Raw genomic sequence first — 24,109 nt, 5'->3', positions numbered from 1 at the left:
CTTTCCGGAGTAGAAGGCGCGGCGCCTCGTCGAGCGCGGAGTTTGACCCGATGACCGAACACTGGACGCCTGCCTCGTGGAGAAAGAAACCCGCAAAGCATCTGCCGACCGACTATCCGGATCCCGCGGCCCTGGCCGGGGTCGAACAGACCCTGCGCGGCATGCCGCCGCTGGTGTTCGCCGGTGAGGCGCGGCGGCTGAAGAGCCTGCTGGGCGACGTGGCCGCGGGCAAGGCCTTCCTGCTGCAGGGCGGCGACTGCGCCGAGAGCTTCAAGGAATTCCACGCCGACAACATCCGCGACACCTTCCGCCTGATCCTACAGATGGCGGTGGTGCTGACCTTCGCCGGTGGAAAGCCCGTGGTGAAGGTGGGCCGCATGGCCGGCCAGTTCGCCAAGCCGCGCTCGGCGCCGACCGAAACCATCGATGGGGTGGAGCTGCCCTCCTATCGCGGCGACATCATCAATGGCATGGACTTCAACGCCGCCAGCCGCGTGCCCGACCCCCAGCGCCTGCTGCAGGCCTATGGCCAGTCGGCCTCGACGCTGAACCTGCTGCGCGCCTTCGCGGGCGGTGGCTATGCCGACCTCTACAACATTCACCGCTGGACGCTGGGCTTCGTGGCCGACAGCCCCCAGGGCGCCAAGTACCGCGAGCTGTCGGAAAAGATTAGCGAGGCCCTGACCTTCATGGCCGCCATCGGGGTCACCCCGGAGAGCCAGCCCGACCTGCATCGGGTGGAGTTCTTCACCAGCCACGAGGCCCTGCTGCTGGGCTTCGAGGAGGCCATGACTCGCGTCGATTCCACCTCAGGCGAGTGGTACGACACCTCCGCCCACCTGGTTTGGATCGGCGAGCGCACCCGCGACCTGGCCGGCGCCCACGTCGAGTACTTCCGCGGCATCCGCAACCCGATCGGCGTCAAGTGCGGCCCCACCATGGAGCCGGACGACCTGCTGCGGCTGATGGAGGCGCTCAACCCCAAGGACGAGCCCGGCCGCCTGACGCTGTACGGCCGCTTTGGCCACGACAAGATCGAGGCGCGCCTGCCGCGTCTGCTGGACGCCACCAAGCGTTCCGGCCGCACGGTGGTCTGGGCCATCGACCCGATGCACGGCAACACGCTCACCGCCAACAACGGCTACAAGACGCGACCCTTCGACCGCATCCTGTCGGAGGTGAAGAGCTTCGTGGAGGTCTGCAAGGCCCACGGCGTTCACCCCGGCGGGGTCCATCTGGAGATGACCGGCCAGAACGTCACCGAGTGCCTGGGCGGCGCCCGCGCGCTCACCGAGGGCGACCTGGCCGACCGCTACCACACCCACTGCGACCCGCGGCTGAACGGCGAGCAGGCCCTGGAGCTGGCCTTCCTGGTGGCCGAGAAGCTGAAGGAAGAGCGGATCGACGCGGCCCTGCGCGCGGCGGTCTGAACCGTCGATGACCCAGCTGGATCGCCGCCTGGGCCGCTCGGTCTTCGGCGGCGATCCGGCCGGCTACCATGCCGCCCGGCCGGGCTATCCGGAATTCGTCTACGACATCTTGCGCGAACGCTGCGGACTGAGGCCTGGCACGCCGACCTTCGAGGTGGGCGCTGGGACGGGGATCGCCACCGGACGCCTGTTGCATATCGGCGCGGCGCCGCTTGCCGCCATCGAGCCCGATCCGAGACTGGCAGCCTTCCTGCGGGCGAGCCTGCCGACTGAGGACCTTCAGGTTCTCGCCGAACCCTTTGAAGAAACGCCGCTTCCGAGCGCCAGATTCGACCTCGGCCTGGCGGCGACCTCGTTCCACTGGGTCGAGGCCGAGGCCGGCCTCGCCCAGGTCGCGCGGCTGCTGAGGCCTGGCGGCTGGTGGGCCATGGTCTGGAACGTCTTCGGCGACGAACGTCGCCACGACGCCTTTCACGAGGCCACGGTCGGCCTGTTGGGCGAGAGCCGCAGCCCCGCGGCTGGCGCGGTGCGGGAACTGAGTTTCGGTGAGGACCACGTGCGGCGAGCGGCGGAGCTGGAGGCGGCGGGCGTCTTCGAAGACATCGCCTACCAGTCCCTGTCCTGGACCCTGACACTGGGCCCTCCGGGCGTCCGCGCCCTCTACGCCACCTATTCCGAGATCAACGCCCGGCCGCCGGAGGCGCGCGAGCGGCTGCTGGACGCCCTGATGGAAATCGCCGAGCGGGAATTCGCAGGCAAGGTGGAGCGCAACATGGTCACGGCGATCCACACGGCCCGCCGCCGCTGATCCTGTGCCATCGGGGCCACCGGCGCCTGGAAAAGCGGCGCCGTCGTCCAAGCTTCGCTTGCCGCCGTCCCGATGAACGGCCACTTTCCGCGCTTCTTTGAAAACAGGCGCTGAAATGGCCGATCCGGCCCACGCGACCCTTCCGGAAGGGCGCGAACAAGATGTCGTCCGCAAGGAAACGGCCGAGCTATGGAAGCTCTCCTGGCCGGTGGTGCTGTCGCGCCTGGGCATCATGGTGATGGGCCTGTCGGACGCCATCGTCGTCGGCCGCTTCTCGGCGACGGAGCTAGGCTATCATGCCCTGGCCTGGGCCCCGACCAGCGTGGTGGTGACCATGGCCGTGGGCCTGCTCACCGGCGTCCAGGTGATGACCTCGCGGGCGACTGGCGAGGGCCGGCGGGAGATCACCGGCGCGGTCCTGCGCCGTGGCCTGGCCTACAGTTTTTGGATCGGCATGGTCTCGATGGTCGTGACCTTCCTGGTCGGCCCGACCTTCCTGCACGCCATCGGGCTCGAGACCGACCTGGCCGACGGCTCCAGCCGCGCCATGCTGATCTTCGCGCTCTCCCTGCCGGGCTACGCCTTCAGCGTCGCCGCCAGCTTCTGGCTGGAGGGCCTGGGCCGGCCGGGCCCAGGCGCGGTGATGATGTGGATCGCCAACGCGGTGAACCTTGGCCTGCTGCTGCTGCTGGTCCCGGGGACCTTCGGCCTGCCCGCCATGGGCGCGGTGGGCGGCGCCTGGGCGACCACCGGGGCGCGGACCTTCCTGGCCATCGCCATGCTGGTCTTCATCCTGATGATGAAGGAGAGCCGCGCGCTCGGCGTGTTCGACAAGCCGCAGCGCGATCGCGCCGCCGAGCACGAGCAGCGCCGCATCGGCTATGGCGCTGGCGCCTCCAACTTCTTCGAAGTCGCTGCCTTCGCTTCAATGAACATCTTCGCCGGCTGGATGGGCGGGCTGACGGTGGCCGCCTGGGCCGTGGTGCTGAACGTGGCGGCCCTGGTCTTCATGGTCCCGCTGGGGCTGTCGACCGGGACGGCGGTGATGGTCGGACGCGCCTATGGCGCGCGCGACCGGGCGGGCGTCGTGCGCGGCGGCCTTATCGGCTTTGCGATGACCGCGGTCTTCGGCGCGTTGATCTCGCTGGTGATCTGGCCCGCCGCCGGGCTCATCAGCCAGGCTTACACCTCCGATCCGCGCGTGATCGCCATGGCCTCGGCCGCGCTGGTGCTGTCGTGCCTGTTCTTCCTGGTGGACGCCCTGCAGGTGGTGATCGCCCAGGCGCTGCGGGCGCGGGGCGACGTCTGGCTGCCCACCTTCACCCACCTGACCAGCTATGTGTTCGTGATGATGCCGCTGGCCTGGTGGCTGGCCATCCCCATGGGCCTGGGCCTCAACGGGATCGTCTGGGGCGTGGTCGGCGCCTCGTTCCTGTCGGCCGGGCTACTCAGCGCCCGGTTTTGGCAGCTCAGCCGCCGGCCGCTTTGACGATCGATTCATCGCGATCTGTCAGGACTGGGCCATGGTCCCGTCCACGCAGAACGCCGCCCGGTTCCTCCTGATCGCCGCAGGCCTGGTCTGCGTCGTCGGCATGGTCGGCCCGTTCCAGGGCGTGGAGAAGGCCTTCGTGCCCGCCGACAAGGCGGCGCATTTCATCGCCTTCTACGGCCTGACCGCCCTGATGATGGCCGCCTTCCGCAAGAACCGCCGCCTGGAGATCGCGCTCGCCGCCACGTTGATGGGGGGCTCGATCGAGATCGCGCAGATGGTGGTCGGGCGCGGCGTCAGCCTCGGCGACCTGGCGGCCGACGCGGCCGGAGCCTTCGCCGTCTGGGGGCCCATGTGGCTTCAATCCCTGCGCAGCGCCCCTTACGAGGAGCGCCGCGCGTCGGCGGCCAAGGCGGCGGAGATCGCCTAGGCCGGAACGCCCAGAATCCAGCCCTCTTCACGCTCGGCGTCGAGCACGACGTCGGCCGCGGCGGTCTTGGAGGGTCCGAAGATCGCGCCCAGCTTGCCCGCCTCGTCCAGCTTGGCGAAGTGTTCGGCGGTCACCCGCACCTGGGTCTGGTCCTTGACCTCGCCGAGCACCGGTTGGGCCTTGAAGATCGACGGATAGACCTCGGTCACCACCACCTCGACGCCGGCCAGGTCGGCCTCGGTCAGGGTCTTGAATCCCGTCTCGAACGGCCAGGCCCGAAGACCGTCGCCACGGGCGAGCTTCATGCGCCGGACCGCCGGGATGCCAAGGATCGCCTGGCCGCCCACCGAGCCGTTGTAATAGAGCTTCCAGATCGGCGAAGCGCCCTTGGCGGCAAGGTCGGCGTGGCGGAACTCGGGCAGGTCGCCGGGTCCATGCGCCTTGGTGCGTTTGGGTTGAAGGGTGGTCAGGGCGTCCTTGGGCGGACAGCCCCAGAACGGGAAGGGTCCGCCGGTCAGTCGGCGGTTGATCTCCGAACCAACGCCGAAGCGATTGTTCACGTTGTTGGGCTTGTCCGTGACCATCTTGGCGAGTTGATCCCAGACGGCGCGCCAGGGCGCCTCGCCCGGCAGGTTGAGGCCCGCGGCCAGGCCGCGCGGAAAGCCCAGCGGGAAGTCGAAGCCCACCAGGGCCCGCTCGCCGCGCTTCTTCAGGTCGTCGAGGATCTCGGCCAGCTTCTTCTCGGCCTCGGCGCGGGTGGCCGGGTTGTGGCTCTCATAGGCCAGGCGGAAGCGCACATCGCGCTTCATCACCCCGATCCAGACGGAATCCGGCCCGGTCGACGGCTTGGCGGCCGCGCTCCAGTCGACGATCACATAGGCGCTGAAGAGACGAGACACCGGAAAGCTCCGCGAGAGGGTACCCGCGGCTTGTAGCGGCTCGCTTCCGGCGGGCCAACGCCGGAAGCGGCCGTAGCCTGGGAAACTAGGAGAGCTTCACCAGCATCTTGCCGAAGTTGTCACCCGAGAAGAGCGCCAGGAAGGCGTCGGGCGCCTTCTCGATCCCCTCCATGATGGTTTCGCGCCACTTGATCTTGCCGGCGGCGTGCCAGTCGGCGAGCTCCTTATGGAAGGCCGGCTGCATGTCGTAGTGGCTGGAGACGATGAAGCCCTCCATGCGGATCTGCTTGCCCACCGTCAGGAAGATGTTGGCGGGGCCGGGCGGCGGCGTGGCCTCGTTGTACATCGAGATCATGCCGCACATGGCGAAGCGGGCCTTGAGGTTGGCGGAGTTGAGCGCCGCCACCAGATGGTCGCCGCCGACATTCTCGAAATAGACGTCGATGCCTTCCGGCGCGGCGCGTTCCAGGGCCGCGACGATGGGTTCGGCCTTGTAGTCGATGGCCACATCGACCCCGAGTTCATCACGCAGGAAGGCGGTCTTCTCCGGCCCGCCGGCCGAACCGATCACCTTGTGGCCCTTGAGCTTGGCGATCTGGCAGACCACCGAGCCCACGGCGCCCGAGGCCGCCGAGACGAACACCACGTCGCCCTCCTTCATCGCCGCGACCCGCAGCAGGCCGGCATAGGCGGTCATGCCGGGCATGCCCGCGACGCCCAGGAAGGCCTGGACCGGCAGGCCGAAGGTGTCGAGCTTCTGGACCGCGGCGGCCGGGGCGTTGAAGGCCTCGCGCCAGCCAAAGAAGCTCTGCACCACGTCGCCCGGCTTGAAGGCGGGATCGTTGGAGGCGATCACCTCGCCGGTCGCCCCGCCCTGCATGGCCTCGCCCAGGGCGAAGGGCGGGGTATAGCTCTTGGCGTCGTTCATGCGGCCGCGCATGTAGGGATCGACCGTCATCCAGGTGTTGCGCACCTGGACCTCGCCGGGTCCCGGATCGGGCAGGGTGACCGTGGCCAGTTCGAAGTTGTCGGCGGTGGGCAGGCCAACAGGGCGGCTCTTCAGGCGGATCTCACGCGAGGTCGTCATGGGGGGCGTCTCCTTACACCGTAAGCGGCGTTCAAACGGATGTTTAAGACAAAGCGCCGTGTGGCGTCGACCCACAACGGCGTGTTAGGCGCGCAGCGAGCGATTTTCGGAGCGAGTCCCATGGCTGAACCCCTGCGAGGCGGCGTCATCGGCGCTGGCGTGTTCGGCGGCCACCATGCACGCAAGTATGCGGGCGCTCCGGGAGCGGTGCTGTCGGCGGTGCTGGACACCCACCATCCGGATCGGGCCGCGGCCCTGGCCGTGCCCCTGGGCGGACGGGCCTTCTACAAGATCGACGAGTTCCTGGAGGCCGTGGACGTGGTCACCATCGCCTCGCCGGCCAGCGTCCACGCCGAGGGCGCGCTCGCGGCGCTGGCGGCCGGCAAGCCGATCTATGTGGAAAAGCCGCTGGCGATCAGCCTGGCCGACGCCGACAAGATCATCGCCGAAGCCGCCAAGCGGAAGCTGGTCATCGCCTGCGGCCACCAGGAGCGGGTGGTGTTCCAGGCCATGGGCCTGTTCGACATCCCCGAGCAGCCCCTGCGGCTGGAGTCGGTGCGCCACGGCACGCCGTCCGAGCGCAGCCTGGACGTCTCGGTGGTGCTGGACCTGATGATCCACGACCTGGACCTGGCCCTGTCGCTGTCGACGGCCCAGCCCATGGCGGTAGAGGGCGACGGCAAGATCGACTTTTCCGGCGGCTGGGACCGGGCCCGCGCAGAGGTCAGTTTCGACGACGGCTTCACCGCCATTTTCGACTCCTCGCGCATGGAGCTGGCGCGCAAGCGGACCATGAAGCTGGTCTATCCTTCGGGAGAGGTGGAGATCGACTTCGTCACCCGGGCCTTCCGCAACACCACCGGCTTCCCGCTGAATCCCGACTATGCCGACACTCCGGCGGTGAAGGACACGCTCGCCACCAGCGTCGAGGGCTTCCTGGCCGCCGTGCGCGGGGAGGCCCCGCGGCCCATCGTGACGGCGGAGGAGGCGGCCCGGGCGCTCGATCTGGCGCTGGCCGTCGAACAGGCGTTGGAGGACGCCAGGTAAGCGCGATAGGCTGGTGAAAACCTCCAGGGAGCGCCGCGCCATGGCCCAAGACGCCTACGACTTCTCGTTCAATTCCATCGACGGCGCGCCGCTGCCCCTGACCACGTTCAAGGACAAGGTCGTACTGGTGGTCAACACCGCTTCCAAGTGCGGCCTGACCCCGCAGTACGAAGGGCTGGAGAAGCTCTATTCGGACTACAAGGACAAGGGCCTGGTGGTGTTGGGCGTGCCCAGCAACCAGTTCGCCGGCCAGGAGCCTGGCACGGACGCCGAGATCGCCGATTTTTGCATGACCAACTTCGCGGTCGACTTTCCCATGACCTCGAAGACCGACGTGAAGGGCGACGACGCCCACCCCTTCTACAAGTGGGCCAAGGACACCCTGGGCGAACCGGCCGAGCCGGTGTGGAACTTCCACAAGCTGCTGGTCGGCAAGGACGGCAAGCTGATCCGCGCCTTCGGCCCGCGCACCGAGCCTCTGGACAACGAGATCACCGGCGCGATCGACCAGGCGCTATAGGCGAACACAATAATCTGCCCCTTCGGCGGTAGTTTTGGCCATTCGAAGGGTCATATCTACCTCGCAGCCCTCGCTCAATCGACGAGGATTGTCGCGCGGGCCTTGGCGCCGCTGGTCTCCACCGTTAGGGAAGACGCCTCTTCGTTGGAGGCGTCGTCATGACCAGGAAGCCGGACGGGACTTGGGACAAGTCAAACCTGCCCAGCCGTCACGTGACCGAGGGGCCCGCGCGGGCGCCACATCGGTCCTATTATTACGCCATGGGCCTGGGTACCCGTGAGATCGCCCAGCCGTTCGTGGGCGTAGCCTCCTGCTGGAATGAAGCCGCCCCCTGCAACACCGCTCTGATGCGCCAGGCGCATGCGGTCAGCGTCGGCGTCAAGAACGCCGGCGGCACGCCGCGCGAGTTCTGCACCATCACCGTGACCGACGGCATCGCCATGGGCCACGAGGGCATGCGCTCGTCCCTGGTCAGCCGAGACTTGATCGCCGACTCCGTCGAGCTGACCATGCGCGGCCACGGCTATGACGCCCTGGTCGGCCTGGCCGGCTGCGACAAGAGCCTGCCCGGCATGATGATGGCGATGCTGCGCCTCAACGTGCCCAGCGTGTTCCTCTATGGCGGCTCGATCCTGCCGGGCTCCTGGCAGGGCAAGGACGTCACCGTGGTCGACGTGTTCGAGGGTGTCGGCATGCACTCCGCCGGCCGCCTGAGCCTGGAGGACCTCTGCAGTCTGGAACAGCACGCCTGTCCGTCGGACGGCGCCTGCGGCGGCCAGTTCACCGCCAACACCATGGCCTGCGTGTCGGAGGCCATCGGCCTGGCCCTGCCGCTGTCGGCCTCGCTGCCCGCGCCTTATCTGAGCCGCGACGAATACGCCGTGGCCTCTGGTGAGACGGTGATGCGTCTGATCGAGACCCAGCTGCGCCCCCGCGACATCGTCACCCGCAAGTCGTTCGAGAACGCCGCCGTCGTGGTCGCGGCCACCGGTGGCTCGACCAATGGCGGCCTGCACCTGCCGGCCATGGCCCATGAGTGCGGCATCGAGTTCACCCTGCGCGACTTCGCCGAGATCGCCCAGCGCACCCCCTATATCGCCGATCTCAAGCCCGGCGGGCAGTTCGTGGCGAAGGACATGGGCGAGGCGGGGGGTATGCCCATGCTGCTGAAGACCCTGCTGGAAGGCGGCTACATCCACGGCGACTGCATGACGGTGACCGGCAAGACCATCGCCGAGAACCTCAAGGACGTGAAATGGCGCGAGGACCAGGTGGTGATCCGCCCGGTCGCCAACCCGCTCTCGCCCACCGGCGGCGTGGTCGGGCTGTGGGGGTCGCTCGCCCCCGACGGCGCCATCGTCAAGGTGGCCGGCATGACCTCCCACCGCAGCCATCGGGGCCCCGCTCGGGTGTTCGACGGCGAGCAGGCCTGTTTCGACGCGGTCGAGGCCGGCGACTACAAGGACGGCGACGTCCTGGTCATTCGTTATGAGGGCGCCCGGGGCGGTCCGGGCATGCGCGAGATGCTGTCCACCACGGCGGCGATCTCCGGCCAGGGGCGCGGCGACAAGGTGGCCCTGGTCACCGACGGGCGCTTCTCCGGCGGCACGCGCGGCCTCTGCGTCGGCCACGTCGGGCCCGAAGCCCAGATGGGCGGCCCGATCGGCCTGGTGAAGGACGGCGACATCATCGCCATCGACGCCGACGCCGGGACGCTGGATCTGGAGGTCGACCCCATCGAGCTGGAGCGCCGCGCCAAGGATTGGAAGCCGCGGGTGACCAACTACCAGTCCGGCGCGCTCTGGAAGTACGCCCAGGTCGTCGGTCCCGCCCATCTGGGCGCGTTGACCCATCCGGGCGCGGCGGCCGAGACCCACGTCTACGCGGACCTCTAGGACCATGCGCACGCTCGGCCTCCTGGGCGGGATGAGCGCGGAGTCGACGACGACCTACTACCAGGCGCTGAACCAGCAGGTGCGCGCGCGGCTGGGCGGCCTGCACTCGGCGCAACTGGTGCTGTGGTCGGTGGACTTCGCGCCCATCGCCCAGATGCAGGCCGCCGGCGACTGGGACGGCGCCGGCGCGGCCCTGGGCGAGGCCGCCGCGCGGCTGGAAGGCGCGGGGGCGGCGGCGATCCTGCTGTGCACCAACACCATGCACAAGGTGGCGGCGGCCATCGAGGCGCGGGTCCAGGTTCCGCTGATCCATATCGGCGACGCCACCGCCTTTGCGGTCAGGGCCAGGGGCTGTTCGCGGCCCCTGCTGCTGGCCACCCGCTTCACCATGGAGCAGGACTTCTACAAGGACCGCCTGCGCGGCCACGGCGTCGAGGCGTTGGTTCCCGGCCAGGCCGACCGGGACCGCCTGCACGCCATCATCTATGACGAGCTCTGCCAGGGCGTCGTCGACGCGGGCTCGAAACGCCAGGCCCTGACCATGATCGCCAAAGCGACCGGCGCCGACAGCGTCATCTTCGGCTGCACCGAGGTTGGCCTGCTGTTGTCGCAGGACGATATCGAGCTGCCGGTCGTGGACTCGACCCTGGCTCACGTCGAGGCCGGCGTGGAGTTCATGCTGGGCTAGGGAAGCGCCGCGACCAATCCAATCCCGCTCATCCCGGCGAAGGCCGGGACCCAGGTGAAGCCCACCAAGCGCTCCAGATGACTCTGGGTCCCGGCCTTCGCCGGGATGAGCGGAGGAGAGCCGAGCCAGGCCATGCGGCTCTACGGCAGGGCCGCGACGCCGAACATGTAGGGATGCCCCCAGGCCAGGGCCGCCCAGATAGCGACAGCCAGCAGGATGCGCCACCAGCCGATTTCGCCCAGCTTCAGGGATTGCTTGCCGGCCAGGATGGCGGCGAACGGGACGTTGGAGGTCTGGGCGGCGAAGGCGTCCCACGTGTCGCCCAGGGCCCGCTTGCGCTTGGCGTCGATGCTGGAGGTCCCGAACAGGGCCAGGACCAGCATGGCCCCGAACAGCACCAGGCTCGCCCGGTCGCCATTGACCAGCAGATGGCCCGCGGCCCAGACGGCCACGCCCCAGAGGAACGGGTGGCGGGTGATGCGCAGCATGCCCTTGACCACGTCGGGCCGCTCCAGCGCGCCCTCTTGGCGGACACTGGTGGGATTGGGCGTGGTCAGGCCGGGAACGACGAGCAGCATGGCCAGGAGTTGCAGCACGAGCTGGATTTGGCGGGTGGCCGGCGTGACTTGCCAGTAGGCGGCGTTGGCGGGATCGCCGCGCGCCGCGACGAAGGCGAAGCCCAGCCAGGTCAGTCCCGCCACCGAGGCCAGGGCGAAGAGCCCCGTATAGGGTCCAGGTCCCACGGTCCCAGTGATCGTGTCGCGCAGGCGGGTGCCGGAGACCAACAGGTGCAGCAGGACGAAGAACGCCGCGGCGGCGAGCAGGCTGGTCATGGGTGGGCCCTCTCAGGTCAAGCGAACCTGCGCTTGAGACGGTGACCCGTCAACGGCGCTCGGGATCGTCGTCGAAGGGCTCTTCGTCGTCCGCGTCGAGCGCCGGTTCGTCGTCATCGAAGGCGTGCGGCTCGGGCTCCCAGGGTGGCGCGGCGGGTTGAGGCTGAGGCTGAGGCTGAGGCTGCGCGGCCACCACCGGCTCTGGCGCGCGCGGCGCGTTGGGGCGGCGAAGGATGGCCTCAGCGCGGGCCAGCCAGCGGTTGGCTTCCTGGATCGCCTCCGCCGCGGTGGAGGGCTTGCGCCTGAGCTCGTCGCCCGCCAGCCACAGGTCCAGGGCGAAGTCGGGATGGTTGGGGTCGTCGAACACCAGCCGCAGGGTGACGCGGGCGGCCTCGGACGGCAGGTGGTCCAGGGCCTTGCGGGGTTCCCCTCGGAAGGCGCGGGCCACGACCTCCCCGTCGACGATGATCTCGAGCCCGACCAGCTCGTAGATCCGGTAGACCAGGCACCAGGCGCCGCTGTCCCAGGCCACGGCCGCCAGGCCTGAGGAGAAGCTGAACCCGGCCCCCTTGCCGCGGCCGCGGGCGACGACCACGGCCTCGGGCGGCGCCTTCAGGACATTGCGCAGGGCGCGCCGTACCCGACGGGCCTCGTCCATGTACCAGATGGCCGCCGAGCCCAGCAGCGTCACGGCCACGCCCGCGAGCGCCAGCAGCAGCAAGAGCCGGGCGAGTTCATCCATGCGGGCAGGCTAGCTGCGTTCGAGCGCGGCGAGAAGTCGTCGACATGACGCCCTCAAATGCGAGGCGCCCTCCAGCGGCGCAGGGCGGCCAGTATCCGCCAGCTGACGATCAGCAGGACCACGACCAGGACCGCCATGACCATGGCGACGCCGATGGCCGCGCCCGGCTGGGTCAGGACCAGCCACAGGCCGCTGAAACTGGCCACGTCCTCGGCGGTGCTGACGGCGATGTTGCTGAACGGTTCGGGGCTGGCGTTGACCGCCGCGCGGGCGCCGGCCTTGGCGCCGTGACTGAGCAGGGCCGCGCCGCCGCCCAGCAGGAAGACCGCCACCTGCCAGGCCGGATCGGAGGCGTCGACCACCGCCAGGGCCAGCAGCGCCCCGCCCAGCGGCCGGATCACGGTGTGGACGCCGTCCCAGAGGGTGTCGAGCCACATGACCTTGTCGGCGAACAGCTCGGCGACCGCGCCCAGGACCGCGGTCCCTATCACCCAGGGATTGGCCAGCACGTCCAGGGCGGCGATCTTGTCGGGCAGGTCCAGCAGGCCGATCCGCATGGCGATCCCGACGGCGGCCACGCAGGCATAGAGCCGCCAGCCCGCCAGGAGGCTGAGGCTGGCCGCGACGCCTATCAGTTCGATCGCGCCCATGGGCCGCCTACAGGTCGAGTTCGATCACCACCGGCACGTGGTCGGAGGGCTTGTCCCAGCCGCGCACGTCACGATGGATCACGCAGGCTCGCAGCAGGTCCGCGGCCTGGGGAGAGAGTAGGGCGTGGTCGATGCGGATGCCGTTGTTCCGCTGCCAGGCGCCGGCCTGGTAGTCCCAGAAGGTATAAGCCTCGGGCGACCCGTCGATGGCCATGAAGGCCTCGGTCAGGCCGAGGTTCTTCAGCGCCCGGAACGCGCCGCGGCTCTCCGGCTGGAAGAGGGCGTCGCCCAGCCAGTTGTTGGGATGGGCCGCGTCGCGGGGTTCAGGGATGACATTGTAGTCGCCGACCAGGGCCAGGGGCTCCTCGTAGTTCAGCAACGCCTGGGCATGGGCGTTCAGCCGCGCCATCCAGCGCAGCTTGTAGCCGAACTTGTCGGTGTCGATGGGGTTGCCGTTGGGCAGGTAGATCGAGGCCACCCGCACCGGGGTCGGGCCGGAAACCACCGCCTCGAGATAGCGGGCCTGCTCGTCCTCATCCTCGCCTGGCAGGCCCTTGCGGACGTCCTCCAGCGGCGTCTTCGAGAGCATCGCCACGCCGTTGTAGGACTTCTGGCCATGGACGGCGACATTGTAGCCCAGCCGCTCGAAGGCCTCGGCCGGGAACTTTTCGTCGACGCACTTGATCTCCTGCAGGCAGGCGACGTCCGGCGCGGCCTCCTCGAACCAGCGCAGCACCGTCTCCAGGCGAGCGTTCACCGAATTGACGTTCCAGGTGGCGATTTTCAAAGCGATCCCTCTTGAACCGGCGCCGTCCCAACGAGACTCACAAACTGGCTGCTTCCTGAATCCATCCTGGCGGCGACACGCGCAAGCCGATGTTCGCCAGCGCGCCAGGTTTGGTTCGAGGGGAGCGCAACGACCGCGCTCGGTCCCCACGTCGGCTCGATGGCGCCCGTGTCGAACACCCGACTAGGTGGCTTGAATCCGTCCGGACGTGAGCAGAAAATTCTCAAATTGCCGCAACAATACTCAGATATTAAGGAAAATTAAGTTTCTGGGTATTGACTGAGGTACCGCTGGTTGAGTCAGGTTGTTCAATTGGGAGTGGTACGATACTTGCTCCCGGAACGTCGAGATGGGGGCGCGCTGTGGGGCGCTGTGCCAATCCGGTTCGCCAGCTCGGCGGCGTTATAACTTGGGGACTGTACCGATGAATAAGCTTCTGGTTTCCGCCGCATTCGCGACGGCTATGATTTTCGGCGGGGCGACGACCGCCTCCGCCGATACCGTGACCCTGCTGACCGATCCCTGCTCGCTGGAATCCACGAGCTGCCTGTTCGACGGCAACACCAACGACGCCGAAGCGATCGACGTCGCCTACAACGGCCAGGCGCCCGCGCCCGTTCCGCTGCTGGACCTCAGCTCGCTGCTGGCGGGTGAAGTCGACGCCTCGCTGCTGGACGAAGAACACGCCGGGACCTACCTGGCCCCGTTCCTCGTGCAGTACTTCGCCGTGAAGGCCGCCGACGGCTTCATGCTCTACAAGCTGGACACCGCCTCGACGTCCTTCGACTGGGCCACCACCGGCCTCGTGAACAAGAAGGGCATCGAGCACGACGTCTCGCACCTCGCGTTCTGGGGCGTCCGGGGTTCGGAAGTTCCTGAGCCGGCCACCTGGGCGATGATGATCATCGGCTTCGGCGCCGTCGGTTCGATGGCGCGCTCCAGCCGCCGCAAGATGGCTGTCGCCTAACCTAAGCGATCGTCAAACTATCGAAGCGCCGCCGGTCCCCCAACCGGCGGCGTCTTCATGTCTGGACGCCCGGTTCAGCGCCCACGGCGCCTTTTTGGCGGAAATCGTCGGGGGGATTCCGGTGTCGTCACCCGTCCAAGCCTCAGTTAGATGAAGCTCTCATCGCAGCCGATACTATCTTTGGCGTGATCGATGGCGCGAATTCCCAAAACGGATAGGTCTGAGATATTGAAAAACACTATCAAGTGACCCGCCAATACGCTCTCAAGTCGCGTGAGTTGTGAAAACCTTAACAGGCGTTAATTGCTACTATTCTAGCGATTTCATACTCTTGTTAAAGGATATTGGGGCGACGGGGTCTTCGGCCGATGCGTAATGCCTGTGCCAGTGACGGTTGGTTGTTCGCGGCGGTGACGCTGCGAGGCTCCGATCATCCGGCCGGCGACCGCGCCATGCGTCTGGGGGCTTGCGGCCCGCGGTTGGGTAGGGCGACATGTCAGCCTTAGCCGACCCGGTCGGCGCAGTCGCCGCGCGGCGACGAGCTTACGGACTCATCAAGGAATCCGGGCGAGTCTTGCGTTTCCGCGGTGGCAAGGATTGGCCGATGACCGATTCGCCCCAGCAGCCGTTCGGCGCCGATGCCAAGACGCAGCCGCGCGAGAGCCCTATCGCGCGCTTCGTGATCACGCTGATCGTCATGGCCTCGGCGACCACGATCTCGTTGGCCCTGCTCACGGACCTGCAGCTCAGCCGCGTCGGCGCGATCATGATGGCGGCGGTTCTCGTCATCGCCGTCGTGTTCGGTCTGACCTATGGCCTGCTCGCCGGGGCGGGCGCGCTGGTCGCCTTCAAGCTGCTCATGGGGGGCGTCCTGCTCCCGTCGGGCCTCTTGTCCGAACAGGGCCTGTTGCTCCTGCTCTTTGGTAGCGTGGTGATCTTCACCGGCGCCTATACTGACTATTCCCGCCGGCGAGGCGATGCGGCCCAGGCCTTGCTGGCCGCGGGACAACCGCTTTCGGCCCACGCCTCGGGCCCGGCCCTGGGGGCGTTCTTCCATCGCGCCGAACGGGAGGCGACCAGGACCAGTCGCCAGCCGATCGTCGAGGAGATCCGGCGGACGGCGATCACCTTCGTGGTGCTCGGCGCGGGCTGGGCCGCGGTCCAGGTCATGGGCGGCGCCTTCGGAGCCACCGCCGCGCTCCTGGTCTTGCTCGGATCGGTGCTGGTCGTGGCCAGCGTGCTCGGCGCGCGCCTCGGCCTGGCGGCGGGAATCCAGGCGATCCTCGCGGCGCTGGCCTTCCCGGTCGTGGAGGCCGCGGCCTTGAGGCCCGATCCCATCGAGATAGCCTTCCATCTGGTCGCGTTCGCCGCCTTCGGCTGGGGCGTGGGCAGACTCGCCGACGGCCTGGCGCATCAGCGGCGGTCGCTGGAGACCCTGGTCGCCGCAAGCCGAGACCTGACGGCGGGCGCCGACGAGAGCGCGATCCGCCGGGTCCTGTTCGACAGCCTGGTCAAGATCGCCGACGGCGGCATGGTCCACCTGAGCGACGAGACCAGGACCGTGGTGCTGAGGACGGCGGGCGGACCGACGCCTCCCAGCCCGAACGCCCCCCTTCCGGCTCAGGGAAGCAAGTGGCGGGCGCGGACGCTCACCGCCGACGGCCGTGATGTCGGTTATGTCCAATGGGCCTTCCCGCAGGGCCGCGGCGGCGCGCGCATCGGCGACGATGTCGCGGTCTCGCTGATCGACCTGGGCGCCTCGGCGCTCGTTCGCGCCCGGCTTAATGTCGAGAAGTCGGAAATGGAGTTCGTCGCCAGGACGGAACACCTGCGGACCATCCTGCTCGACGCGGTGTCGCACCACTTCCGCTCGCCGCTCGCCGGAATCCTCGGCTCGGTGACAAGTGTCCTCAATCTGCCGGAACAGCACGATCGGGGCGCGCGGCGTGAATTCCTGCTGATCATCAAGGAGCAGGCGAACCGGCTGAACCGCTATGTGGAAAACTTCCTGAGCGTGGCGCGGCTGGAGTCCGGTTCGATCGACGTGACGCTCACCGACCTCAGCGTGGAGCCGCTGATCTACGATGTCTGGGAGACCTTCGGCGAGGCCGGCGGTTCGCGTCGCTTCCTGCATGTGAAGATCGATCCCGCCCCCGTGCGGGCCGACGGCGCGCTCCTGGCGCAGGTCTTCGGCAACGTGCTCGAGAACGCAATCAAGTTCAGCGCAGAGGGATCTCTGGTGGATGTCCGCAGCCGCCGCGCCGGCCACCACATGGTGTTCGAGGTCACAGATCAGGGGCCCGGCGTGCCGGTCTCCAGCCAGGGGCGCATGTTCGATCGCTTCTTCCGCAGCCACGCCGCCAAGGCCCCGGGTCTTGGCCTGGGCCTCTACATCACTCGGAGTCTTGTGAAAATGTTGGGTGGTTCGGTCGAGGCGCGCAATCGCGACGATGGCGAAAGCGGCCTGGTGGTGTCGATCAGTCTGCCTTTGGCGGGGGCCGGCGAATGAGCAGCGACGCGAAGATCCTGATCGTCGAGGATGAAGAACAGCTGCTGCGCATGCTGCGCTCGACGCTGATCCAGGCCGGCTACCAGGTGTTCACCGCCAAGACCGGCATGGAGGCCCTGGAGCAGATGATCCTGCATGAGTTCGGGGTCGTGCTGCTGGACCTCGGCCTGCCCGACATGGACGGGAAAGAGGTGATCGACCAGGCGCGCGCCATCTCCCGCGCGCCGGTCCTGGTGATCTCCGCACGGGGGTCCGAGAAAGAGAAGATCGCGGCCCTGGACCTTGGAGCCAGCGACTATCTCGCCAAGCCGTTCGACATGGGCGAATTGCTGGCGCGAATCCGCGTGGCGCTGCGGCCGCCGCGAGTATGTCCGACCAGCCAGCAGCCGCGGGCCGCCGGCCTTCAGATCGACCCGGCCACCCGCCGCGCGATCGTCGACGGAGAGTCCATCCGCCTCTCCAAGAAGGAGACGGAGCTCCTCCAACTGCTGATGGAGGCTGAGGGCGCGATCGTGTCCCATGAGCGGATCATCGAGGCGATCTGGGGCCGCGGCAGCGACGCAGACTTCATGAATGTACGCGTCCTGGCCTGGCAGGTTCGGCGGAAAATCGAGCCGGAAGGCGCCGCGCCGCGGTTCCTGATCGCTGAAGCCGGGCTGGGTTACAGGCTCTGCCTCGACTAATCGCCGCCTGATTGCAACGCGTGCCGTGAAATCGGCTCTCGACGCTAGGTTCCAGTGGCGGATCATGCCCTGAATACGCTGATAGGTTCAGTCGTGTGCTGCCTGTTAAGTTTTGCGTTAAGAAATTATCGCTCGTGATTTGTCTGCGGTTGTTTCGGAATCGAGATTGCGAATAGTTGAAAGCGTAACTGTAAGCTGTGCTAGACTTTCGTGTTGGCTTGGCGCCATTCTTGCGGCGTCGGCTGCGGGACGGGCGGGCTGTCATGAACAGGGAACGGGCAGGGACGGGGCGGATGATCGGGCGAATGTTCCGCCCGCTGACGCGACTGATGGTCGACCGGCGTGGCGCGGTCAGCCCGATGCTCACCCTGATGCTCATTCCGATGATCGCCGTCCTGGGCCTGGCGACCGAGGCCTCCGGCTGGTTCTTCGCGCAGCGCTCGATGCAGAACGCGGCGGATTCCGCGGCCTTGGCCGCGGCGACCAACGGGTGCGACGCCTCCGAGGCCTCCTGCGTGACGGCGATGACGCCCTATTATGATGCGGAGGCCGCGTCGGTGGCGTCCGAGTTCGGGTTCGTGAACGGCGAGGCCGACACGACCGTGACCGCCAGCAACACCGCGACCTGTCCCAACGGCGACACCAATTGCTACAGCGTGACCATCACCCGCATGGCGCGGATCGGCCTGGTCCGCATCGTCGGCTTCGACGGTGACTCCGTCACGGGCGACGGCTCCGCCGCCCAACTCGTCCGGGCCGTGGCGATCGCGCGGCCGCGCGGCCCGGCGACGGGCTTCTGCCTGATCGGCCTGGGGGGAGGGAACGCTGTGCGGATCAACGGCGGCCCGTTCCTCGACCTGGACGGCTGCGACATCCACTCGAACGGCAACGCGGTCTGCAACGGCTCGCAGTCGGACACCGGTGTCGACTACGGCTACGCGGTCGGCAGTTCGAGCTGCGGCGACACCGAGGTGCCCGGCGTGGCGCCCCTGGCCGACCCCTACGAGGCCCTGAACGCCAATCCGCCGATCCCGAACGATACGTGCGGAGGGGTTTATCTGGGCGCTACCCTGGCTGCCGGAACGAGTTTCAGCTCAGCCGTGAAGAAGTGCGGAAACACCACGCTCACGGGCAACGTCACCGTGAATTCCGCCAACAGCATCCTGGCGATCTACAACGGCTCGCTAAACCTCAACGGGTTCACGTTGAGCACCGCCCCCGGCGCAAGCCTGACGATCATCTTCACGGCCTTTGAGCCCACGAACACCGGGTCGACCACTTACGAGCACTATCTCACAGGGAGTGGGACCCTGGACATCGCCGCGCCGACGAGCGGTGATTTCTCCGGCGTGGCCATGATGCAGGACAAACGCCTGAACGGGAGTAAGAACCTGCTCAACTACACGTATCACGGCAACGACCCGACCTTGAATATCCAGGGCCTCATCTACTTTCCCAATGCTGACTTCGATATCCGCGGCGCCATCAACCTGCACTCGGGCGGCCTGAGCTGCCTGGGCGTGGTGGCCAGGACGATCCTGGCCAGCGGAACCGGCGCCGTATTCAACAACGCCACCAGCGACTGTCTGGAGGCGGGCCTGGTCCTGCCGACCATCCCGGGCACCAACAGCCGCCAGGCGCTGGTCCAATGACGGCGCGTCGGTCCAGGCCCACATTCCTCCGCGACACCCACGGCGCGGCCGCGTCGGAGTTCGTGCTGTGGCTCAGCCTGCTGATCTTCCCGCTGCTGAGCGCGGTGGATGTGGGCGTCTATATCTTCCAGAAGATGCAGCTTGAGATCGCCGCCCAGGCGGCGGTCCAGGCGGCCTGGTCATCCTGCGACGAAGGCTCCAAGCTGCCGGCGGTGGAGAACTGCGGCGACTTGGCGGGAACGATCACCACGGCCGCTCAGTCCACGTCCCTGGGCTCCTATGTCACCGTCGTCGCGGGCTCACCCGTCGAGAACTATTACTGCGTGAACGGTTCGGGTGATCTTCTGCCGGTGGGTACGGAGGGGACGATCGGTTCACCGCCCACCAAGCCGACGCCTTTCACCTGCGCTTCGGTGATCGGCGGCAGCACCACCGAGCCGGCGGACTACATCCAGGTGACCGTGTCGTTCGACTACACGCCGGTGTTTCCCGCCGTCAGCGTGGTGAGCCTGCTGGAAACCCCGATCACCCGTACCGCATGGATGCGATTGAGCTGATCATGAGGGCGTTAAAGGCCATCTTGCGAGACGAGCGGGCCGCATCGGCCGCCGAGTTCGTCCTGGTCCTGCCGCTGCTGATCCTGCTGACCATCGGGACCATCAATGTCGGCCTGATGATGTACGTCTACTCCACCCTGAACTTCGCGGTGGAGGACGCCGCCCGCTGCGCCTCGGTCAAGACCACGGTCTGCACCGATGCCGGGACGCTTCAGGCCTATGCGGAGGCGCGCTATCGCGGCCCGGCGGACGGCCTGACCTTCGCGCTGACGACGGAGGCCTGCGGAAGCCGGGTGGTCGGCTCGGTGGACTATGATTTCACGACAGGCCTGACCTCGACAACGATCCCGTTGTCGGCGTCCGCCTGCTATCCGGTCTATGCGGGCTAGAGCCTTTTCCTTTCGAATGGAATCACTCGAAAGGATCAAAAAGGCTCTAATTCAAAGTGTTAGAGCTTGACGGGCGCCTGAACCGGTATCCACTTCAGGCGGTCACCGCTACCTAGACGAGCGCCAGGCTCAGCTTCGCCGTCATCGCCGGGAGCAGGAGCACATATTGCGCCAACACGATCATGTAGAGCGAACCCAGCACCGGGCGCCCGCCCTGATAGTTGATCACCACGCCGGCCAGCAGCGGTCCGCTGATCGGGCCGACCAGGAAATAGGGCGCTAGGCGCTTGATTCGGGACACTTTGGCGCTCCGGCGGTGTACGGGCGAAATAAACCCCAACTAACCGGTCCCGCCAACCAGCAATATGAGGGTGCGACGATAGGCTACGCACGACTGTTTCGGCAGATGCGCGGTTCTTAACCAGCGTTAGCAAAAGCTAAACTCCAACGCGGCGTAATGGATGCGTGAGCGCTTCGGAAACACTGGACGTCCTGCGTGTCGAGCGCCTCGCCAAGCGGTTCGCGGGCGGTGGCGGCGTCGATTGTGTCTCGATGTCCGTGCGGGCCGGGAGCATCACAGGCTTCATCGGCGTCAACGGCGCGGGCAAAAGCACCACGCTGCGCTGCGTGTTGGGCCTGCTGACGCCGGACGTCGGACGCATCGACCTGTTTGGTGAACCCGCGGGCCCCAAGGCGCGGCGCCGGGTCGGGTTCCTGCCCGAGGAGCGGGGATTGTTTCCGCGCGAGCGGGCGAGAGAGGCCATCGCCTTCCACGCCCGGCTGAAGGGCCTGACCAAGCGCGAGGCCCTGTCGGCGGCCGATCGCCTGCTGGAGCGGATCGGCCTGGGGGATCGCCGGCGCGCCAGGATCGGCGAACTGTCGAAGGGCAACGCCCAGCGCGTGCAGATCCTTTGCGCCCTGGCCCACGCGCCCGACCTCCTGATCCTCGACGAACCGCTCTCGGGTCTCGATCCGGTGGCGCAGAGCGAGATCCTGTCGCTGTTCGCCGAATTCCGCGCCGGAGGCGGCGCCATCCTGTTCTCCACCCATTCGATGTCGGCCGCCGAAAGCCTTTGCGACCACGTGGTCATGCTGGGAGGCGGGCGCACAGTGTTCGAGGGCCCGCTGGCCGACGCCGCGGCCGCTGCGCCCCATGGGGCCATTGTCGTCACCGCCGACGAGGTCGGCCTCGTCGCCGCAGCCCTCGCGGTCGGCGGGGAAGCCCGGCCGATGTCCGCCCGGATGGGCGACGCCACGCGCTGGCGGGTCGTCCTGCCCCGCGACGTCACCCACCCGGCCTTGCTGCGCGCCTTGTCCGAACGCGCGGTGCCGATCTTCGCCTTCGAGCCGATCAAGACCGACTTGGAGGGCGCCTTCTGGGACCTGGCCGCCCCGGCCGGGGACGTCGCCCATAGGCGCGCGGCATGACCCCGCCGGTCTGGCTGATCGCGGGGCGCGAGTTCCGGACCTACACGGCCACGGTGAGCTTCTGGGTCGCCCTGCTGGTCGGACCGCTGTGCATGGTCGCCGCCCTGCTGGCGGCCGGCGCGGCGCCGTCGGCGCCCACGCGGGCGGCCAGCCTGACCTTGTCCCGCGGCGCGGATGGCGTCGCCGAGGCGCGGTTCAGCCAGGACTTCCCGCTGGCCGCGGCGGAGCGGACGAAGGTGCTGCGCATCCTGGAGCAGGGTGGGGCGCCGATCCGCCTGGCCCCGGATCGCCCGTCGCCGCGCCTCGACCCGAGCTCGGTCTCGCGTCTCGTCCTGGTGATGATGCTCTGGATGACACTGACCGGCTCGCTGGGAATGCTCTTGCAGGCGGTGGTCCGCGAGCGGGCCAACCGGGCGCTGGAGAGCCTGCTCGCCGCGGCGAGCCCCTGGGATATCGTGTTTGGAAAGATGGCCGGGGTTGGCGGCGTCTCCCTGGTGATCCTGGTCGCATGGTTGGGATCGTCATCAATATTCGCCGGCCTGGCGCCAAGTGCCGACGGCCTTGCGGCGTCGCTGCTTCAGGGTTTCGGTCAGCCGATTCAAATGGCGAGGGCCCTGGGTATTTATGTGTTGGCTTTCGCTTTCTATGGATTGGTGACGGTGGGGGTCGGCGCCCTGGCGCGCGACAACGCCGACGCCCAGAACCTGGCGCGGCCGATGTTCGTCATTTTACTTGCCGTCTTCTTCGCGGCCCTGGCCTGCGCCGGCGGCGGCGCCGATGGCCTGGCCTGGCTTGTTTATCTGCCGCCCTTCACGCCATTCATGCTGTTGATGCAGTCTTACGCGGCCGGCGTGGAGATCCTGGCCGTGGCGCTTCTAGCGATCGCGACGCTCGGCGCCGGCTGGCTGGCCTGCGGCGCGCTGAGCCTGAACTCCATCGGATCAAGTCTTCGTTGGTTTGTCTGGCCAACGCTTAAGTCGTCGAGCCGACGCTGAATAGAGCCTGCACTACCAGGAGTGGCGGGCGCCGTCGGAGCTATCATTTATGACCGAGGGTGGGGAGACGCTTGCGACAAGGCTTGAATTCTAACAGTTTTCAAGGTTGCGGCCTTCTGAGACGAAAACGGTTGCGAGGCGCCACCCTGCCGCGAATGGTCGCGACAAAGCGTCGCATCGTTTCCTTAACATTCGCTAACATTGCGAATTCGATCTTGAGTAGTGCGCCTGGTAGGTGAGCATTGCGACGAATTCTCATCGAAAGCTTGGTGTTAACCATTCATTTAGGTTTACAGGTCGTTCCCCTTGTGGATTAATTTGCTCAGGGTGTAGCGGTCGGGGGGTTCCGAACACTTCACCTGATCATTGCCGCGACCTTGGGGGACGCGGCCCTATGTGAATGCGAGTGGAGCAATCCCATGACCAAGTTCGTTGCTTTCCTGCAGGACGAGTCGGGCGCTTCGGCGGCCGAATACGTCCTCATCCTGGCCATCATCGGCAGCGCCATCGCCGCCTCGGCCGTGCTGCTCGGTGACGCCATCGCGGGCGCCCTCGACGCCGCGACGTTGATCATCGACGGCGTGTTCTAAGCCTATCCAGCAGACCCGCCGCCCGGCCATCTCCGGTCGGCGGGTCGACTTGGTCAAGCGTTCGCTAAGCCTCGGTAACCCAGGCCGGTTCGGCTCGGGAAATAGGCTAGGCTGCAGCGTCTTTATCCTTCTGTAGGAAGGTCAGCGATGCCTATACGCACGATTGCGTCACTCGCGGTCGCTCTGCTCCTGGGCTTGATCGCCGTTCTAATGGTGCGCGGTGTCCTTACATCGCAACGCGCGGGCGGCCCCGATAGCGCCGCCTCCGGCATGACGCCCGTCGTCGTCGCCGCGCTACAGATCGAGCGTGGCGTCGAGCTGAAGCCCGCCATGCTCAAGACCGTCAATTATCCTAAGGACGCGGTGCCCGCCGGGGCGTTCAAGACCGTGGACGAACTCACGGGCAAGAGCGCGGCGGCGCGCACGACCCTGCGCTCCATGGGTCCCAATGAGCCGGTTCTGACCGCCAAGCTCAGCGGTCCCGGCGGCAAGGTCAATCTTTCCGGCGCCCTGACACCGGGCATGCGCGCGGTCAGCGTCAAATCCAACGACGTTGCGGGCGTGGGCGGCTTCATTCTGCCCGGCGACCGCGTTGACGTCATGGTCACCCGGCCCGTGGGCAAGGGTGACGCGGAAACCGTTGTCACCCAGGTCTTGGCGGAGAATGCGCTGGTCCTGGGCGTCGACCAGACCAGCGATCAGGATGCCGACAAGCCCTTGGTGGCCAAGGCCGTTACCGTCGAGGTGACGCCCGACCAGGCTCAGGCCATCTCGCTCGGCCTCGCGGTTGGCCAGGTCTCCCTCGCGCTGCGCCAGATCTCCGACGACGGCGTGCTGACCCGGCGTGCGACAACGGTCTCCGACCTCGGCTTCGGCGTCCGCAAGGCTCCGGCCGCGCGGCGGTCAGGCGGGGCGGGGGCGGCGAAGCCCGTGGCCAAACAGCCTGAAGTGCGGGTCACGCGTGGTGTTGTGACCTCCGGCTACGCGGTGGTCGGAGGGTTCTGAACGGCCGTTGGAATGCGCGCCGTCTAGTG

General features: G+C 67.5%; 24 protein-coding genes and 1 pseudogene. 18 read left to right on the top strand and 7 right to left on the bottom strand.

The features are described from left to right. Positions 1 to 50 precede the first annotated feature (50 nt). The 4 genes from Q8Q77_RS01020 to Q8Q77_RS01005 all read left to right on the top strand — a co-directional run bounded on the left by Q8Q77_RS01020 (position 51) and on the right by Q8Q77_RS01005 (position 4,157). Entirely contained in the window at positions 51 to 1,430 is a 1,380-nt protein-coding gene (locus Q8Q77_RS01020; RefSeq protein ID WP_305580268.1) for a class II 3-deoxy-7-phosphoheptulonate synthase, read from the top strand. Positions 1,431 to 1,437: 7 nt separating this feature from the next. Further along, a complete protein-coding gene (locus Q8Q77_RS01015) occupies positions 1,438 to 2,238 on the top strand; it encodes a methyltransferase domain-containing protein (protein ID WP_305580266.1) in 801 nt (266 codons plus the stop codon). Positions 2,239 to 2,353: 115 nt separating this feature from the next. Next, positions 2,354 to 3,727 (top strand): MATE family efflux transporter, encoded by a 1,374-nt coding sequence (locus tag Q8Q77_RS01010; protein WP_371130384.1) that lies wholly within the window; start codon positions 2,354 to 2,356, stop codon positions 3,725 to 3,727. 34 nt (positions 3,728 to 3,761) lie between these two features. Continuing rightward, a complete protein-coding gene (locus Q8Q77_RS01005; protein WP_305580264.1) occupies positions 3,762 to 4,157 on the top strand; it encodes a VanZ family protein in 396 nt (131 codons plus the stop codon). Here the strand turns inward: Q8Q77_RS01005 and Q8Q77_RS01000 are convergent. Beyond that, complete coding sequence (locus Q8Q77_RS01000; RefSeq protein WP_305580262.1) at positions 4,154 to 5,056, bottom strand: cobalamin biosynthesis protein CbiG; 903 nt, start codon at positions 5,054 to 5,056, stop codon at positions 4,154 to 4,156. The genes Q8Q77_RS01005 and Q8Q77_RS01000 overlap by 4 nt on opposite strands. An 85-nt stretch (positions 5,057 to 5,141) precedes the next feature. Continuing rightward, complete coding sequence (locus Q8Q77_RS00995) at positions 5,142 to 6,143, bottom strand: NADP-dependent oxidoreductase (protein ID WP_305580260.1); 1,002 nt, start codon at positions 6,141 to 6,143, stop codon at positions 5,142 to 5,144. A gap of 120 nt (positions 6,144 to 6,263) precedes the next feature. Between Q8Q77_RS00995 and Q8Q77_RS00990 the strand changes: the two genes are divergently transcribed. The 4 genes from Q8Q77_RS00990 (at position 6,264) to Q8Q77_RS00975 (ending at position 10,293) form a co-directional block, all read left to right on the top strand. After that, entirely contained in the window at positions 6,264 to 7,190 is a 927-nt protein-coding gene (locus tag Q8Q77_RS00990) for a Gfo/Idh/MocA family protein (protein ID WP_305580258.1), read from the top strand. 40 nt (positions 7,191 to 7,230) lie between these two features. Beyond that, positions 7,231 to 7,710: a glutathione peroxidase gene (locus Q8Q77_RS00985; RefSeq protein ID WP_305580256.1), complete on the top strand. Its 480-nt coding sequence runs from the start codon at positions 7,231 to 7,233 to the stop codon at positions 7,708 to 7,710. A 158-nt stretch (positions 7,711 to 7,868) separates the two neighbouring features. Beyond that, the gene (gene ilvD, locus Q8Q77_RS00980) at positions 7,869 to 9,605 is read left to right on the top strand and encodes a dihydroxy-acid dehydratase (protein ID WP_305580254.1); all 1,737 of its coding nucleotides are present in this window, start codon (positions 7,869 to 7,871) and stop codon (positions 9,603 to 9,605) included. A 4-nt stretch (positions 9,606 to 9,609) separates the two neighbouring features. After that, positions 9,610 to 10,293: an aspartate/glutamate racemase family protein gene (locus tag Q8Q77_RS00975; RefSeq protein ID WP_305580252.1), complete on the top strand. Its 684-nt coding sequence runs from the start codon at positions 9,610 to 9,612 to the stop codon at positions 10,291 to 10,293. 140 nt (positions 10,294 to 10,433) lie between these two features. Here Q8Q77_RS00975 and Q8Q77_RS00970 read toward each other — a convergent pair whose 3' ends face one another. From Q8Q77_RS00970 to xth, 4 genes are read right to left on the bottom strand one after another with little or no spacing between them, the layout of a single operon-like run. Further along, positions 10,434 to 11,126, bottom strand: a complete 693-nt coding sequence (locus Q8Q77_RS00970; RefSeq protein ID WP_305580250.1) for an NnrU family protein — start codon at positions 11,124 to 11,126, stop codon at positions 10,434 to 10,436. Positions 11,127 to 11,175: 49 nt separating this feature from the next. Further along, the gene (locus Q8Q77_RS00965; RefSeq protein ID WP_305580248.1) at positions 11,176 to 11,868 is read right to left on the bottom strand and encodes a hypothetical protein; all 693 of its coding nucleotides are present in this window, start codon (positions 11,866 to 11,868) and stop codon (positions 11,176 to 11,178) included. A 53-nt stretch (positions 11,869 to 11,921) separates the two neighbouring features. After that, a complete protein-coding gene (locus Q8Q77_RS00960) occupies positions 11,922 to 12,518 on the bottom strand; it encodes a DUF4126 domain-containing protein (RefSeq protein ID WP_305580246.1) in 597 nt (198 codons plus the stop codon). A gap of 7 nt (positions 12,519 to 12,525) precedes the next feature. Beyond that, positions 12,526 to 13,305, bottom strand: coding sequence for an exodeoxyribonuclease III (gene xth / locus Q8Q77_RS00955; protein ID WP_305580244.1), 780 nt, complete (start codon positions 13,303 to 13,305; stop codon positions 12,526 to 12,528). Between the two features lie 865 nt (positions 13,306 to 14,170). On the opposite strand from xth, the pseudogene Q8Q77_RS20675 reads away from it, so the two are divergent. The 6 genes and pseudogenes from Q8Q77_RS20675 to Q8Q77_RS00925 all read left to right on the top strand — a co-directional run. Next, positions 14,171 to 14,272, top strand: a pseudogene (locus Q8Q77_RS20675) (PEPxxWA-CTERM sorting domain-containing protein); the annotation flags it as partial. Positions 14,273 to 14,876: 604 nt separating this feature from the next. Further along, positions 14,877 to 16,781, top strand: a complete 1,905-nt coding sequence (locus tag Q8Q77_RS00945) for an ATP-binding protein (protein ID WP_305580240.1) — start codon at positions 14,877 to 14,879, stop codon at positions 16,779 to 16,781. Then, positions 16,778 to 17,464, top strand: coding sequence for a response regulator transcription factor (locus tag Q8Q77_RS00940; protein WP_305580238.1), 687 nt, complete (start codon positions 16,778 to 16,780; stop codon positions 17,462 to 17,464). The genes Q8Q77_RS00945 and Q8Q77_RS00940 overlap by 4 nt, the downstream gene beginning before the upstream one ends. A 305-nt stretch (positions 17,465 to 17,769) precedes the next feature. Beyond that, the gene (locus Q8Q77_RS00935; RefSeq protein WP_305580236.1) at positions 17,770 to 19,116 is read left to right on the top strand and encodes a TadE/TadG family type IV pilus assembly protein; all 1,347 of its coding nucleotides are present in this window, start codon (positions 17,770 to 17,772) and stop codon (positions 19,114 to 19,116) included. Beyond that, positions 19,113 to 19,673: a TadE/TadG family type IV pilus assembly protein gene (locus tag Q8Q77_RS00930; RefSeq protein WP_305580234.1), complete on the top strand. Its 561-nt coding sequence runs from the start codon at positions 19,113 to 19,115 to the stop codon at positions 19,671 to 19,673. The genes Q8Q77_RS00935 and Q8Q77_RS00930 overlap by 4 nt, the downstream gene beginning before the upstream one ends. A 2-nt stretch (positions 19,674 to 19,675) precedes the next feature. Beyond that, positions 19,676 to 20,062 carry a TadE/TadG family type IV pilus assembly protein gene (locus tag Q8Q77_RS00925; RefSeq protein WP_305580231.1) on the top strand — a complete coding sequence of 129 codons (387 nt, stop codon included), beginning with the start codon at positions 19,676 to 19,678 and terminating at the stop codon, positions 20,060 to 20,062. 112 nt (positions 20,063 to 20,174) lie between these two features. Here Q8Q77_RS00925 and Q8Q77_RS00920 read toward each other — a convergent pair whose 3' ends face one another. Next, positions 20,175 to 20,363 carry a hypothetical protein gene (locus tag Q8Q77_RS00920; RefSeq protein ID WP_305580229.1) on the bottom strand — a complete coding sequence of 63 codons (189 nt, stop codon included), beginning with the start codon at positions 20,361 to 20,363 and terminating at the stop codon, positions 20,175 to 20,177. 164 nt (positions 20,364 to 20,527) lie between these two features. Between Q8Q77_RS00920 and Q8Q77_RS00915 the strand changes: the two genes are divergently transcribed. The 4 genes from Q8Q77_RS00915 (at position 20,528) to cpaB (ending at position 24,080) form a co-directional block, all read left to right on the top strand. Next, positions 20,528 to 21,490, top strand: a complete 963-nt coding sequence (locus tag Q8Q77_RS00915) for an ABC transporter ATP-binding protein (RefSeq protein ID WP_305580227.1) — start codon at positions 20,528 to 20,530, stop codon at positions 21,488 to 21,490. After that, positions 21,487 to 22,485, top strand: coding sequence for an ABC transporter permease (locus Q8Q77_RS00910; RefSeq protein ID WP_305580225.1), 999 nt, complete (start codon positions 21,487 to 21,489; stop codon positions 22,483 to 22,485). The genes Q8Q77_RS00915 and Q8Q77_RS00910 overlap by 4 nt, the downstream gene beginning before the upstream one ends. A 419-nt stretch (positions 22,486 to 22,904) precedes the next feature. Next, positions 22,905 to 23,075, top strand: coding sequence for a Flp family type IVb pilin (locus tag Q8Q77_RS00905; RefSeq protein ID WP_305580223.1), 171 nt, complete (start codon positions 22,905 to 22,907; stop codon positions 23,073 to 23,075). 147 nt (positions 23,076 to 23,222) lie between these two features. Beyond that, complete coding sequence (cpaB, locus tag Q8Q77_RS00900) at positions 23,223 to 24,080, top strand: Flp pilus assembly protein CpaB (protein ID WP_305580221.1); 858 nt, start codon at positions 23,223 to 23,225, stop codon at positions 24,078 to 24,080. The last annotated feature ends 29 nt before the right edge of the window (positions 24,081 to 24,109 follow it).

The organism is Phenylobacterium sp., assembly GCF_030698145.1.
In the GTDB taxonomy this organism is placed as follows: Bacteria; Pseudomonadota; Alphaproteobacteria; order Caulobacterales; family Caulobacteraceae; genus Phenylobacterium.
Note: the sequence above shows the minus strand (reverse complement) of the source record. Positions and strands in the feature narration are given on the sequence as shown.

What these genes read in the sequence shown, in the direction of transcription:
- Q8Q77_RS00965 (WP_305580248.1), bottom strand. Translation starts at nt 11,868, where the DNA reads ATGGATGAACTCGCCCGGCTCTTGCTGCTGCTGGCGCTCGCGGGCGTG.
- Q8Q77_RS00905 (WP_305580223.1), top strand. Translation starts at nt 22,905, where the DNA reads ATGACCAAGTTCGTTGCTTTCCTGCAGGACGAGTCGGGCGCTTCGGCG.
- Q8Q77_RS01020 (WP_305580268.1), top strand. Translation starts at nt 51, where the DNA reads ATGACCGAACACTGGACGCCTGCCTCGTGGAGAAAGAAACCCGCAAAG.
- Q8Q77_RS01010 (WP_371130384.1), top strand. Translation starts at nt 2,354, where the DNA reads ATGGCCGATCCGGCCCACGCGACCCTTCCGGAAGGGCGCGAACAAGAT.
- Q8Q77_RS00945 (WP_305580240.1), top strand. Translation starts at nt 14,877, where the DNA reads ATGACCGATTCGCCCCAGCAGCCGTTCGGCGCCGATGCCAAGACGCAG.
- Q8Q77_RS00940 (WP_305580238.1), top strand. Translation starts at nt 16,778, where the DNA reads ATGAGCAGCGACGCGAAGATCCTGATCGTCGAGGATGAAGAACAGCTG.
- Q8Q77_RS00970 (WP_305580250.1), bottom strand. Translation starts at nt 11,126, where the DNA reads ATGACCAGCCTGCTCGCCGCCGCGGCGTTCTTCGTCCTGCTGCACCTG.
- Q8Q77_RS00935 (WP_305580236.1), top strand. Translation starts at nt 17,770, where the DNA reads ATGTTCCGCCCGCTGACGCGACTGATGGTCGACCGGCGTGGCGCGGTC.
- Q8Q77_RS00910 (WP_305580225.1), top strand. Translation starts at nt 21,487, where the DNA reads ATGACCCCGCCGGTCTGGCTGATCGCGGGGCGCGAGTTCCGGACCTAC.
- Q8Q77_RS00925 (WP_305580231.1), top strand. Translation starts at nt 19,676, where the DNA reads ATGAGGGCGTTAAAGGCCATCTTGCGAGACGAGCGGGCCGCATCGGCC.
- Q8Q77_RS00995 (WP_305580260.1), bottom strand. Translation starts at nt 6,143, where the DNA reads ATGACGACCTCGCGTGAGATCCGCCTGAAGAGCCGCCCTGTTGGCCTG.
- Q8Q77_RS00990 (WP_305580258.1), top strand. Translation starts at nt 6,264, where the DNA reads ATGGCTGAACCCCTGCGAGGCGGCGTCATCGGCGCTGGCGTGTTCGGC.
- cpaB (WP_305580221.1), top strand. Translation starts at nt 23,223, where the DNA reads ATGCCTATACGCACGATTGCGTCACTCGCGGTCGCTCTGCTCCTGGGC.
- Q8Q77_RS00975 (WP_305580252.1), top strand. Translation starts at nt 9,610, where the DNA reads ATGCGCACGCTCGGCCTCCTGGGCGGGATGAGCGCGGAGTCGACGACG.
- Q8Q77_RS00960 (WP_305580246.1), bottom strand. Translation starts at nt 12,518, where the DNA reads ATGGGCGCGATCGAACTGATAGGCGTCGCGGCCAGCCTCAGCCTCCTG.
- Q8Q77_RS00985 (WP_305580256.1), top strand. Translation starts at nt 7,231, where the DNA reads ATGGCCCAAGACGCCTACGACTTCTCGTTCAATTCCATCGACGGCGCG.
- Q8Q77_RS01005 (WP_305580264.1), top strand. Translation starts at nt 3,762, where the DNA reads ATGGTCCCGTCCACGCAGAACGCCGCCCGGTTCCTCCTGATCGCCGCA.
- Q8Q77_RS00930 (WP_305580234.1), top strand. Translation starts at nt 19,113, where the DNA reads ATGACGGCGCGTCGGTCCAGGCCCACATTCCTCCGCGACACCCACGGC.
- Q8Q77_RS01015 (WP_305580266.1), top strand. Translation starts at nt 1,438, where the DNA reads ATGACCCAGCTGGATCGCCGCCTGGGCCGCTCGGTCTTCGGCGGCGAT.
- ilvD (WP_305580254.1), top strand. Translation starts at nt 7,869, where the DNA reads ATGACCAGGAAGCCGGACGGGACTTGGGACAAGTCAAACCTGCCCAGC.